This window comes from Streptomyces sp. P9-2 (genome assembly GCF_051903975.1).
GTDB classification, from domain to species: domain Bacteria; phylum Actinomycetota; class Actinomycetes; order Streptomycetales; family Streptomycetaceae; genus Streptomyces; species Streptomyces cellulosae.
In genome coordinates, this window is sequence record NZ_CP192633.1 from 4,901,349 (window position 1) to 4,914,355 (window position 13,007).

Consider the following 13,007-nt stretch of genomic DNA (forward strand, 5'->3'; position numbering starts at 1 on the left):
GTGCAGGGCCGGTGGGGGTTGAGCGCGCAGTTCCCCGCGTCCCTGAGCGGGTCGCGCTCGCCGGCGTTCAGTCGTAGGCCAATCTGGCACGGACGTGCCGGGTACTACTCCGCCCCGGACAAACGCTGCCCCGCCGCCCCGCACCTACCGTGGTGCCCAGCAAACCCACGTACTCCTCCAACGCGGAAGGGCCGGGACTCACGATGACTTCCACCCACGCCTTCTGGCTCGCCGGCCGCCAGGCCACCGGCGAGACCGCCTTCGACGTCACCTCCCCCTGGGACGGCCGGGTCGTCGGCGCCGTGAGCGTTCCGACCGACGCCCAGGTCGAGGAGGCCGTGGCCGCCGCGTACGCCGTACGGGACGAGTTCGCCGCCACCCCCGCCCATGTCCGGGCCGCCGCTCTGGACCACGTCAGCCGCCGGCTGGCCGAGCGCACCGAGGAGATCGCGCGGCTGATCTCCGCCGAGAACGGCAAGCCGATGAAGTGGGCGCGCGGCGAGGTCGGGCGGGCCGTGTCCGTGTTCCGCTTCGCCTCCGAGGAGGCCCGCCGCTTCAACGGCGGCGACGCCCAGCGGCTCGACACCGACGCGGGCGGCCAGGGCCGGCTCGCCTTCACGCGCCGCTTCCCGAAGGGCGTCGTCCTCGGCATCGCCCCGTTCAACTTCCCGCTGAACCTGTGCGCCCACAAGGTGGCCCCCGCGATCGCCGCCGGCGCGCCCATCATCCTGAAGCCGGCGCCCGCCACCCCGCTGTCCGCGCTGATCCTCGGCGAGCTGCTGGCCGAGACCGAGCTGCCCGCCGGCTCCTGGAGTGTCCTGCCGGTGCCCAACGACCGTATGCCCGCCCTGGTCCAGGACGAGCGGCTGCCGGTCATCTCCTTCACGGGCTCCGAGAAGGTCGGCTACGCGATCATGGACTCGGTGCCGCGCAAGCACTGCACCCTGGAGCTGGGCGGCAACGGCGCGGCCGTCGTCCTCGCCGACTTCGCGAGCGACGAGGACCTCGACCGGGCCGCGACCCGCATCGCCACCTTCTCCAACTACCAGGGTGGCCAGTCCTGCATCTCCGTGCAGCGCGTCATCGCGGACGCCTCGGTGTACGACCGGCTGCTGCCGCGCATCGTCGCCGCCGTGGAGGCCCAGGTCACCGGTGACCCGTCCGACGACGCCACCGACGTCGGCCCGCTGGTCAGCGAGGACGCCGCCAAGCGCGTCGAGAGGTGGGTGGACGAGGCCGTCGCGGCCGGCGCCACGCTCCGCACCGGCGGCAAGCGCGACGGCGCCTCGTACGCGCCGACCGTGCTCACCGACGTGCCCGCCGATGTGACGATCTCCTGCGAGGAGGTCTTCGGCCCGGTGCTCACCGTGCAGAAGGTGAACGGCGAGGCGGAGGCGTTCGCCGCCGTCAACGACTCCAAGTACGGCCTCCAGGCGGGCGTGTTCACGCACGACCTGCAGACCGCCTTCCGCGCCCACCGCGCCCTCGAGGTCGGCGGCGTGGTCGTCGGCGACGTGCCCTCCTACCGCGCCGACCAGATGCCGTACGGCGGCGCCAAGCAGTCCGGTGTGGGCCGCGAGGGCGTGCGGTTCGCGATGGAGGACTACACCTACGAGCGGGTGATGGTCCTCACCGGTCTCGCCCTCTGAGCACCTGACGCAGAGGGGCCCGGTACCGACGCGTTCGGTGCCGGGCCCTTCGCCGTGCGGACTCAGGCGGTGAAGCCCACCCGCGCCACCCGCAGCGGCCCCCGCACCCGCACCCGCACGTCCCGCACCCCGCCGGGCGTCCCGTCGACGGGCGTGGTCAGCGGGACGTACGCGTAAGGATCATCCGTGGACGCCTCCAGGGAAACGGAGGCGAGCAACGGGCCGCCGTCCAGCGCGACCTCCACCGTGCCCGTGCCGGACACCTCCACCGACACCTCCCGCACCCCGGTGCCCAAGTCGCAGCGCCGGTACAGCAGTTCGCCGTCCTTCCCGCCCAGCGGGGTCACCGCGTCGCCCGACTCCTTCGTCCGGTCCACGATCTCCGTGCCGCTCTGCTCGTCGAAGGCGGCCGCGTCCAGGCCGAGTTCGGCGACCGGACGCGGGGAACCCGGCTCGCCCTCCAGGGTCACTGTGGTGCCCCGCCGCACGTCCTCGCTGGACGCGCCCGCCAGCAGCTCGTACGCCCCCGGCTCCACCCGCCACCGGCCGGCGGCCACGTCCCAGAAGGCGAACGCGGACAGCGGGAGGTCGAAGAGGAGGCGGGTGCTCTCGCCGGGCGCGAGCGTCACCCGGCGGTGGCCGAGCAGTTCGCGGCGCGGGCGCGGCACCGACGGGTCCACCGCCCGCCCGTAGAGCTGGGCCACCTCGTCGGCCGTGACCGCGCCGGTGTTGGTCACCTCGAAGGCGACCCGCACCCCGGACTCCGTCACGTCGGCCGCCAACTCCCCGTAGGCGAAGGCCGTGTAGGACAGGCCGTGGCCGAAGGGGAACAGCGGGCCGCCCTCGAAGTAGAGATAGGTCTGGCGGCCGCCGATCACGTCGTAGTCGAGGAGTTCCGGCAGGTCGGCGTCGTCGGCGTACCAGGTCTGCGGCAGCCGTCCGGCGGGGGAGACGTCCCCGGCGAGCACGCGCGCGAGTGCCGTGCCGGCCGCCTGGGCGCCGTGCGCGGTCCACAGCACCGCCGGGAGGTCCGCCGGGTCCACCGCGTACGGGTAGGCCGACACCAGGGTCAGCACCGTGCGCGGGTTGGCCGCGCGGGCGGCGCGCAGCAGCCGCTCCTGCTGGGCGGGCAGGCGCAGGGTGGTGCGGTCCTCGGTCTCCCTGCCGTTGATGTGCGGGTCGTTGCCCGCGACCACCACGACCACGTCGGCCGCGGCGGCGGCGCGGGCCACGGCGTCCTCGCCGCGCTCGGTGACGACCACCTCGAACACCTCGGGCTCGCCCTCGGCGGCCCGCACCCCGTCCGGGGTGACCCGCACGGGATGCCCGGTGCCCAGGTGTCGCAGCAGCCGGCCGTCCCTGTGCGGCTCCAGCCGGAACGTCTCCTGCACGATCCAGCCGCCCGGCTGGTCGGCGGAGGCGCGCAGGTATCCGTCGTCGGCGACCGACAGGTACCGGCCGTCCGGGGCGCGCAGGGTGAGCACGCCGTCGCCCCAGTCGACGAGGGCGAGTCCGGTGCCCTCCGGGGCGGTGGTGAGCGGCGGCAGGTCGGTGCGGCCCGCGAGCAGCGCCGGGTCGAGGGCGCCCTCCTCGCCGCGCGCCGTGTCCGGGGCGTCGGGGGCGGGCGGCACGTGCAGGAAGGCGCCGGCGGAGGTGCGCAGCAGGACGCGGTCGACGCCCTCCGCGAATTCCACACGGTCGGGGCCGAACCGCTCGTACAGGCCCTCCAACGGGGTGGAGCGGTGGATCAGGCTGCCGCTGTACCAGTCGAGCTTGCACTCGTCGGCGAGCAGTCCGACGACGGCGACCCGGCATTCCGGCGCGAGCGGCAGCAGGCCGTCGTTCTTGAGCAGCACGACCGCCTGCTCGGCGGCCTCCTGGGCGAGCGCCCGGTGCTCGGGGGTGTCGAAGGCCCGCTCGTCGGCGTACGGGTCACGGCCGGGGTCGAACTCGCCGAGCCGGAACCGCACCGACAACTGCCGACGGACCGCCGTGTCGATGTCCTCCTCGGTCAACAGGCCCTGGTCCAGCGCCCCCTTGATGCGGCTGACGATGGTCGAGCTGTCGGTGCCGTGGTCGGTGAAGCTGTCGACGCCCGCGCGCAGCGCCGCCGCCGTGGCCTCCTCGTGCGTGTCGAAGTAGTGCTCGGAGTCGACCAGGTTGGACGGGGCGCCCGCGTCCGAGCAGACCAGCAGCTCCTCGTCGGTCCAGGCGCGCAGATGCTCGCGCAGATAGGGCGACACATGGTTGGGGCGGCCGTTGACCAGGTTGTACGCCGGCATCACCCCGGCCACCGCGCCCGCCTGAACGGCGTCGCGGAAGGCGCGCAGGTCGTACTCGTGCAGCACGCGCGGCCGGACCGAGCTGGACGTGGTGTCCCGGCGCGTCTCGTTGTTGTGCGCCAGCCAGTGCTTGAGGACGGGCGCGGTCCGCCAGTACACGGGGTGGTCGCCGCGCAGGCCGCGGGTGTAGGCGGTGGCGATCGCCGAGGTGAGGCGCGGATCCTCCGAGTAGCCCTCCTCGTTGCGGCCCCACAGCGGGTGGCGCAGCAGGTTCACGGTGGGCGCCCAGACGTTGAGGCCGACCCGCTCGTCGCGGGCGCGCATCGCGCGGGTCTCCCGGGAGACCGCCTCGCCCACCCGGCGCACCAGGTCGTCGTTCCAGGTCGCGCCCAGCCCGACGGCCTGCGGGAAGACGGTCGCCGGGCCCATCCAGGCGACCCCGTGCAGGGCCTCCTGGCCGGTGCGGAACGCGGCGACGCCCAGCCGCTCGACGGCGGGACCGAACTGGTGCAGGAAGCCGATCCTCTCGTCCAGGGTGAGCCGCGACAGAAGGTCGTCGATGCGCTCGGCGAACGGCAGGTCCGGGTCGCGGAACGGCGGCGTGGGCGGGGTGGGTGCGGTCACGTGGGTCCCCTCGGGATGGAGCGCTACGGCGCTTTCGAAGCGCTTCGATGCTCAAGGGATGCCAGGGTGGGTGTCAAGCATCCCGGTTCCTGGACCACTGAGTCCTCAGGTCACGCGTGGGTTCGACTCTCCTGACTCTCCTCCCTAGTGATCGCACATCCGTCTCAGGAATTATCGGACCGGGCCTTGTGTGCCACTGGGTGTTCACTTAACCTCGCAGCAACATCGAAGCGCTTCGACAGCGAGGCCGCCGTGATGGCGTGCACCTTCAGCCGGACGACCGCTTCCGATCGGCCAGTTCCACCGAAGACACCACAGCCGACGGCCACCTGCCGGGTGTCCTGGTGCGCCACGAAGGGTTGACGCAATGACGCCGAACGCCGCTTCCTCCTCCGGTCCGAGCCGGAGAGGCTTCCTCACCTCCACGGCGGCAGCCACCGCGGCGGTCGCCGTGGGCTCGCCGCTGCTGGCCGCCTGCGGCGGCGGGGGCCAGGAGGGCCGCAAGGAAGGCACCACCTCGGGCAAGGAAGCCGCGAAGATCCTCCCGGCGTTCGTGGCGTCGAGCGTCGTCACGCCCGACATTCCGGCGAAGAACGGCTCGGCGGCCGGCTTCACCCGGGCGATACCGACGGCCGAGCTGAAGACCTCCGTGCCGAAGACGCTCGGCAGCGGCGGCAAGCTGAAGATCATGTCCCCGTTCTGGGGCACCCCGCCGAGGGGCGACAACCCGTACTACACGGCGATGAACAAGGCCGTCGGCGTCGACGTCACCTGGCAGAACCAGGACGGCGTCACCTACGACCAGAAGCTCGGCGCGGTGCTCGCCTCCAGCGAGATCCCCGACGTGGTGGTCGTCCCCGGCTGGAACCTGATGGGCCGCATCCCCAGCGCGGTCAACGCCAAGTTCGCCGACCTCGGCCCCTACCTCTCCGGCGACAAGGTGAAGGACTACCCGAACCTCGCCGCCGTCCCCACCGAGGCATGGCAGCGCGGCATCTTCGGCGGCCGGCTGCGCGGCATCCCCATGCCCGCCCCCTACGTCACCGACATCGCGCCGCTCTACCGCAAGGACCTCTTCGCGAAGAAGGGCTACACCGTCCCGGGCAGCCCCGACGAGTTCCTGGCCTGGGCGAAGGAGGCGACCGACGCGAAGTCCAAGCTGTGGGCGTGCGACGACATGAAGTGGACGGCGTTCCACGTCTTCGGCGTCCTCTCCGGCGGCGACAAGGCGCTGTGGTGGAACCTGGAGGGCGACAAGCTGGTCAACCGCATCGAGACCGAGCAGTACCTCGAGGCGCTGGAGTGGACCCGCAAGCTGTACGCCGCCGGAGTGGTCCACCCCGACGCGGTGCAGGGCGAGTCCGGCGGTGACGCGGGCAACCGGTTCACCGCCGGAGAGGTGCTGGTCTACAACCAGAACATCTCCGACTGGTGGGGCAAGACCGCCGAACAGCGCACGCAGAACGCCGACTTCGAGATGGAGGCGTTCGACTACTTCGGCCCCGACGGCGGCGACCCCACGCTGTGGGCGGTCCAGCCGTCCAACATCTTCACCTTCGTCTCCAAGAAGGCCTCCGAGCAGCAGATCAAGGACCTCCTCGCGCTCTGCAACTTCTGCGCCGCGCCCTACGGCACCAAGGAGTTCATGCTCACCGCCTACGGCGTCGAGGGCACCGACTACACCGTCGAGAAGGGCCTGCCGGTCAAGACCCAGCAGGGCATCAACGAGGTCAACGGCGCCTACGACTACACCGGCAACCCGGCCCCGTACATCGCCTACCCCGACCTGCCCCAGGTCAGCAAGGGGATGGTCGAGTGGCAGCAGCGCATGGGCGCCTTCACCAAGAAGTCGTCGTTCTTCGGACTGACCGTCACCGAGCCCACCCGCTGGGCCAACCTCGCCGACGACTTCGAGCAGCTCGAGGACGACGTGGTGCGCGGCCGCAAGAAGATCAGCGACGTGCAGCAGGCCGTGTCCGACTGGAGGAGCAGGGGCGGCGACGGACTGCGCGACTGGTACCGCAAGCTGCTTGACGACAACGGCTCGGCCGACTGACCCGGGGCGAGGCGAGGAGACGGCCGTGTCGCACAGCACGGTGCCTCGGGGGACGACCGAGGCACAGACATCCCCGCAGGACGAGGACGGGACGACCCGGACCCCGAAGGTCCCGGCCCCGTCCGGGAAGGGCGGGCGCGGGCCCCGCGCGAAGAAGGCCGGACGGCTCCCGTTCGGGATCCGATGGCGGCGCGACCGCACGCTGATCCTGATGACCGTGCCCGCCCTGCTGCTGGTCCTGGTGTTCAACTACGTGCCGATCCTCGGCAACGTGGTCGCCTTCCAGGACTACGACCCCTATCTCAGCGAGAACGGCTTCGTCGCCATCTTCGAGAGCCCGTGGACCGGGTTCGAGCAGTTCGAACGAATCTTCGCCGACTCGGCCTTCTGGCACGCGGTGCGGAACACGTTCGTGCTGTTCTTCCTCCAGCTGGTGCTCTACTTCCCGGTCCCGATCCTGCTCGCGCTGCTCATCAACAGCGTGGTGCGGCCCCGGGTGCGGGCGGTCGCGCAGGCGATCATGTATCTCCCGCACTTCTTCTCCTGGGTGCTCGTCGTCACCGTCTTCATGCAGATCTTCGGCGGCGCCGGCATCATCGCGCAGACCCTCCGCCGACACGGCTACGAGGGCTTCGACCTGATGACGAACCCGGAGGTCTTCAAGTACCTGGTGACCGCCGAGACCGTCTGGAAGGACGCCGGCTGGGGCATCATCGTCTTCCTCGCGGCCCTCTCCTCCGTCTCCAACGACCTGTACGAGGCCGCCGCCATGGACGGCGCGGGACGCTGGCGCCGCATGTGGCACGTCACCCTGCCCGCGCTGCGCCCGGTGATCGCCCTGCTCCTCGTGCTGCGCGTCGGAGACGCCCTCACCGTCGGCTTCGAGCAACTGCTGCTGCAGAGACAGGCGGTGGGCGTCGACGCCTCCGAGGTCCTCGACACCTACGTGTGGTGGAACGGCATCCGCAACCAGGACTTCAGCTACGCCGCCGCGGCGGGCCTCGTCAAGGGCGCGGTGGGCCTCGGCCTGGTCCTCACCGCCAACAAGGTGGCCCACCTCATGGGCGAGCAGGGGGTGTACAAGAAATGACCGCCGTCCTCGGCACCCGCCCGGACCAGGAGAAGAGCCGCGTGAAGAAGCACGGCCGCTGGTCCGCGCCGCCCCGCCCGGTGTGGGAGGAGGAGCCCTCCCGCGCCGGACAGGCCGGCAAGGGCATCGCCCTCGGCCTCGCCTGCCTGGCGATCCTCTTCCCGCTGTGGATCGTGATCGTCACCAGTCTGCAGACCAAGAAGACCATCGACGAGGCCGGCGGCCTGGTGGTGATCCCCAAGGACATCACCTTCGTGGCCTACCAGGAGCTGCTCGGCGGCGGTCAGGTGCAGCGCGCCGCCCTGGTCAGCGTCGGCGTCACCGTCGTCGGCACGCTGTTCAGCATGGCCGTGTCCGTGCTGTGCGCCTACGGCCTGTCCCGCAGCGGCTCGCTGGGGCACCGCTGGATCCTGATGACCCTGCTCGCCACGATGTTCTTCGGCGCAGGGCTCATCCCGACGTACCTGCTGGTGCAGGCGCTCGGGCTGACCGACACCTATCTGGCGCTGATCCTCCCCAGCGCGGTGAGCGTCTTCAACATCCTGGTGCTGCGCGCGTTCTTCATGAACATCTCGCAGGAGCTGGTCGACAGCGCCCGCATCGACGGGGCGGGGGAGTGGCGCATCCTGTTCCGCATCGTGATGCCGCTGTCCCGCGCGGTCATCGCGGTCATCTCCCTGTTCTACGCGGTGGGCTACTGGAGCGCCTGGTTCAACGCCTCCATCTACCTCACCGACCAGGACATGATGCCGCTGCAGAACGTCATGATCCAGCTGGTGCAGAGGCAGGAGCGGCCCGTCGGACTGGCCGCGCAGATCAACACGGGACAGCTGTCGCCGCTGGCCATCCAGATGGCCGTGATGGTGCTGGCCCTGCTGCCGGTCGCCGTGCTCTCGCCCTTCGTCCAGAAGCACTTCAAGAAGGGGATGCTCACCGGCGCGGTCAAGGGGTGACCCCCCGTGCGGGACGCCTCCGGGCGTCCCGCACCCGCGCGCATCCTCCCCGTCCGCCCCTTGCCCGAGGACCCTGACATGCCCGTGCCCTCTCCCCGCCGGCGTCCCGCGACGGCCGCTCTTCGGGGGACCCTCTGATGCCCCGCCTGGACGACGTCACCCGCGGCCGCATCCTCTACGGCGGCGACTGGAACCCCGAGCAGTGGCCCGAGGAGACCTGGGAGGAGGACGTCCGCCTGATGCGCGAGGCGGGAGTCAACTCCGTCACCCTCGGCGTCTTCTCCTGGTCCCGGATCGAACCCCGGCCGGGCGAGCGGGACTTCGGCTGGCTGGACCGGCTGATGGACCTGGCGCACGACCACGGCATCGGCGTCGTCCTCGCCACCCCCACCGCCTCGCCGCCGCCGTGGATGGGCCGGCTGCACCCTGACACGCTGCCCGTCGACGCAGACGGCCACACCGAACTGTGGGGCGGGCGCCAGCACTTCTCGCACTCCAGCGCCACCTACCGGCGCCTCGCCGCCGCGATCACCGAGGACCTGGCCGCCCGCTACGCCGCCCACCCCGCGCTCACCCTCTGGCACATCAATAACGAGTACTGCACCTACGACCACGGCGACGAGGCCGCCGCCCGCTTCCGCATCTGGCTGCGCCACCGGTACGGCACCCTCGACGCCCTCAACACCGCCTGGGGCACCGCCTTCTGGAGCCAGACCTACGGTGACTGGGAGGAGGTGCTGCCGCCCCGGCGCACCCACTACCTGAAGAACCCCGCGCAGGTCCTGGACTTCCGGCGCTTCACCTCCGACATGCTCCTGGAGTGCTTCACCGCCGAGCGGGACATCGTCCGCCGGCACACCCCGCACCTCCCGGTCACCACCAACTTCATGCCGCTGTGGTCCGGGCAGGACGCCTGGCGCTGGGCCGAGGAGGAGGACGTCGTCTCCGTCGACCTCTACCCCGACCCGGACGACCCCTTCGGCGCCCAGCACGGCGCGCTCGTGCAGGACATGACCCGCTCGCAGGCGCGCGGCCCGTGGATGCTCATGGAGCAGGCGGCCGGCGCGGTCAACTGGCGGCCCGTGAACCGCCCCAAGCCGCGCGGCCTCAACCGCCTGTGGTCCCTCCAGGCCGTGGCGCGCGGCGCGGACGCCGTCTGCTGCTTCCAGTGGCGCCAGTCCCGGCAGGGCGCCGAGAAGTACCACTCCGGCATGCTCGGCCACGCCGGCCCCGAAGGCCGCGCCCACCAGGAGGTACGCAGGCTCGGCGCCGACCTGGCGCGCATCGCCCCGCACGTGAGCGGCAGCGCGGTCACCGCAGACGTCGCCGTGCTGCACGACTGGCACGCCTGGTGGGCGGCTGACCAGGAGGGCCGCCCCTCCCGGGAGACCGGCCACGCCGAACTCCTCGGCGCCTGGCACCGCGCCCTGTGGCGGGCCCATCTCACCACGGACGTCGTCCACCCCGAGCACGACCTCACCGGCCACCGGATGGTCGTCGTCCCGCAGCTGCACCTCCTCACCGACCGCGCCGCCGACAACCTCGTCGCGTACGTGCGCGGCGGCGGCACCCTGGTCTGCGGCTTCGGCACCGGCGTCGTGGACGAGGACGACCGGGTGCGGCCCGGCGGCATGGACGAGCGGCTGCGCGCCCTCTTCGGCATCCGCACCCTGCACGAGTGGTGGCCGCTGCAGCCGGGCGCGACCGTGGAGACGGAGGGCGGAGTGCGCGGCACCCTGTGGTCCGAGGAACTGGAGGCCGACGGCACCGCCGACGAGACCCTCGCCTACCGGGGCGGCGAACTCGACGGACTGCCCGCCGTGCTCCGCAAGGGCAGCGCCTGGTACGTCTCCACCCTCCCCGAACCGGACGCCCTGCGGGACCTGCTCACCCGCGTCGCCGCCGGGGCGGGGGTGCGGCCGGTGCTGGACGGGCTCCCGGACGCGGTGGAGGCGGTGCGCCGGGGCGGGCTGCTGTTCCTGCTGCACCACGGGCGGGGCGAGGTCACCGTGGACGTCCCCGGCACCCACCGCGACCTGCTCACCGGCGCCACCGTCACCGGCCGGGTCACCCTCGGCCGCTACGGCGTGGCGGTGCTGGCGCCATGACCGGCGGACCCGTGCACGGCACCTGGGAGCCCCGGCCCGCCGCCCGCTGGGAGGACGCCTTCCTGTGCGGCAACGGACGGCACGGCGCCCTCGCGCTCGGCGACCCGGACGACGACCGGACCGTCGTCACCCACCACACCCTGGTCCGCCCGAACGACGACGCGGGCGGCCGGCACCGGCTGCCGCCCCTGCTGGCCGACGCGCTCCCCGGCGTCCAGGACCGGCTGCTGTCCGGCGACCTCACCGCCGCCGAGGACTTCACCGACGGGCGCCCGCTGCAGTGGGTGCGGCCCTTCCATCCCGCCTTCCAGACCCGCCTGCGCCACCAGGAAGGCGCCGCCGACCTGACCGGCTACCGCCGCGAGGCCGACTTCGCCACCGGAGAGGCCACCGCCCGCCACGACGGCCGCACCAGCCGCGTCTTCGTCTCCCGCGCCGACGACGTGATCGTCCAGCACGTCACCGGCCGCGACCTCACCCTCCGCCTCTCCCTCGACCACCGGCTGCCGAACGCGCCCGAGCGGCTGCGCGTCGGACACGGCGCCGTCCTCACCCCGGAGGGCGCCCTGCTCAGCCTGCGCGCCCGCTACCCCGGCAGCGACCTCGCGTACACCGGGGTGACCGTGGCGGCCGTCACCGGCGGACGCACGGAACTCGCCCCGCCCGGGGTGCGGATCACCGGCGCATGCTCGGTCCTGCTGCTCACGCGGGTGCTGCGGCACACCGGCGAGGCGGACGTGGTCGCCGAGGGCCGCGCCCTGCGCGACCTGCTCACCACGGACGGGCGGGCGTACGACACGCTGCTCGACCGGCATCTCGCCCTGCACCGCACCGCATACGAACGGGTCACCCTCGACCTGGACGCAGACCCCGCCGAACGGGCGTTCTCTGGCTCGGCGTTGCTCGCCCGGCCGCGTAGCACCGCGCTGCTGGAGCGGCTGTTCGCGGCCGGCCGCTACCACCTGTTGTCGGCCGGCGGGATGTTCCCGCCCCGGCTCACCGGACTGTGGACCGGCGACTGGGACACGGCCTGGTCGGGCGGCTTCACCCTGGACGCCAACCTCAACCTCCAGACCGCGTCCGCCGCCGCGGCCGCCCTCCCGGAGGTCACCGAGGCCCTGGCGACGCTGGTCCAGGGGCAGTTGGCGCACTGGCGGGACAACGCCCGCGCCGTCTTCGGCGCCAGGGGCGTGGTCGCGCCCGCGCACACCGACGGCGAGTCCGGGCACAGCTACCACTTCAGCCGCGAGTACCCCCTGCACCTGTGGACCGCCGGCGCCGACTGGCTGCTCAAGCCCCTCGTCGACCACGACGAGACGTACGGCTCCCGCGACCCGCGCACCGCCGCCGCGCTCGGCGAACTCGCCGACTTCTACGAGGACTTCCTCACCCGCACCGGACCCGGCGGCCGCCTGGTCGTCGTCCCCTCCTACTCGCCGGAGAACCGCCCCGCGAACGGCAGTTGGGGCGCGCTGAACGCGGCCATGGACCTCTCCGCCGCCCGCCACGCCCTGCACACCGCCGCCGGCTACCACCCGGACCGCGCCGACCGCCTGCGCGCCCTCGCCGACCTGCTGCCCCCGCACCGGGTCAACGCCGACGGCGCGCTGGCCGAATGGGCCTGGCCCGGTCTGGAGGACACCTACGACCACCGCCACCTCAGCCACCTCTACGGCGTCTGGCCCCTGGACGAGATCACCCCCTACGACACCCCCGAGCCGGCCCGAGCGGCCCGCCGCGCCCTGGAACTGCGCGGCCCCGAGAACGACTCCGCGCACGGCCATCTGCACCACGCCCTGATCGCCGCCCGCCTCCGGGACGGCAAACGGGTCGCCGCCGCGCTCGGCCGGGTACTCGACGGCGACTTCTTCCACGACTCCCTGATGAGCGCCCACTATCCCCGCCGCCACGTCTTCAACGCCGACGCCGCCCACACCCTGCCCGCCGTGCTGATCGAGGCGCTCGTGCAGTCCACCCCCGACCGGCTGGTGCTGCTGCCCGCTCCGCTCCCGTCGCTGCCGAGCGGCCGGCTGACCGGCGTCCGCACCCGCTTCGGCGCCGCACTCGACCTCACCTGGACACCGGACGGCGGCACCGCTGTGCTCCGGCCCGACCGCACCGCCCGCATCACCCTGTGGACCTCCGCCGGCGCCGAGCCGCTCCGTCTGGCCGCCGGCGAGGAACGCGTCGTCCCGCTGCCCGCGGCGACGCGATGACCAGGCACGTCCCCCCCACCCATGGAAGG

Annotated in this window: 7 protein-coding genes; 6 read left to right on the top strand and 1 reads right to left on the bottom strand. The window is 72.6% G+C overall.

All coding sequences use genetic code 11. The features are described 5' to 3' along the window. Positions 1-203: 203 nt before the first annotated feature. Positions 204-1,649, top strand: a complete 1,446-nt coding sequence (locus tag ACQY0Z_RS22565) for an aldehyde dehydrogenase family protein (protein ID WP_439812718.1) — start codon at positions 204-206, stop codon at positions 1,647-1,649. Positions 1,650-1,711: 62 nt separating this feature from the next. On the opposite strand, the gene ACQY0Z_RS22570 is transcribed toward ACQY0Z_RS22565, so the two are convergent. Beyond that, entirely contained in the window at positions 1,712-4,555 is a 2,844-nt protein-coding gene (locus ACQY0Z_RS22570; RefSeq protein WP_439812719.1) for a glycoside hydrolase family 3 C-terminal domain-containing protein, read from the bottom strand. A gap of 367 nt (positions 4,556-4,922) precedes the next feature. Between ACQY0Z_RS22570 and ACQY0Z_RS22575 the strand changes: the two genes are divergently transcribed. From ACQY0Z_RS22575 to ACQY0Z_RS22595, 5 genes are all read left to right on the top strand, one after another. After that, entirely contained in the window at positions 4,923-6,611 is a 1,689-nt protein-coding gene (locus ACQY0Z_RS22575) for an extracellular solute-binding protein (RefSeq protein ID WP_189903517.1), read from the top strand. Positions 6,612-6,636: 25 nt separating this feature from the next. Continuing rightward, the gene (locus ACQY0Z_RS22580; protein WP_189903519.1) at positions 6,637-7,701 is read left to right on the top strand and encodes an ABC transporter permease; all 1,065 of its coding nucleotides are present in this window, start codon (positions 6,637-6,639) and stop codon (positions 7,699-7,701) included. Then, entirely contained in the window at positions 7,698-8,654 is a 957-nt protein-coding gene (locus ACQY0Z_RS22585) for a carbohydrate ABC transporter permease (protein WP_254587132.1), read from the top strand. The genes ACQY0Z_RS22580 and ACQY0Z_RS22585 overlap by 4 nt, the downstream gene beginning before the upstream one ends. A 137-nt stretch (positions 8,655-8,791) precedes the next feature. Next, entirely contained in the window at positions 8,792-10,762 is a 1,971-nt protein-coding gene (locus tag ACQY0Z_RS22590) for a beta-galactosidase (RefSeq protein WP_347226737.1), read from the top strand. Then, positions 10,759-12,978, top strand: a complete 2,220-nt coding sequence (locus tag ACQY0Z_RS22595) for a glycosyl hydrolase family 95 catalytic domain-containing protein (protein ID WP_347226736.1) — start codon at positions 10,759-10,761, stop codon at positions 12,976-12,978. Before ACQY0Z_RS22590 ends, ACQY0Z_RS22595 begins: the two co-directional genes overlap by 4 nt. Positions 12,979-13,007: the final 29 nt, after the last annotated feature.

Excerpts from the sequence above, each read along its gene's own strand:
- ACQY0Z_RS22590 (WP_347226737.1), top strand. The coding sequence starts at position 8,792 with ATGCCCCGCCTGGACGACGTCACCCGCGGCCGCATCCTCTACGGCGGC.
- ACQY0Z_RS22595 (WP_347226736.1), top strand. The coding sequence starts at position 10,759 with ATGACCGGCGGACCCGTGCACGGCACCTGGGAGCCCCGGCCCGCCGCC.
- ACQY0Z_RS22585 (WP_254587132.1), top strand. The coding sequence starts at position 7,698 with ATGACCGCCGTCCTCGGCACCCGCCCGGACCAGGAGAAGAGCCGCGTG.
- ACQY0Z_RS22575 (WP_189903517.1), top strand. The coding sequence starts at position 4,923 with ATGACGCCGAACGCCGCTTCCTCCTCCGGTCCGAGCCGGAGAGGCTTC.
- ACQY0Z_RS22565 (WP_439812718.1), top strand. The coding sequence starts at position 204 with ATGACTTCCACCCACGCCTTCTGGCTCGCCGGCCGCCAGGCCACCGGC.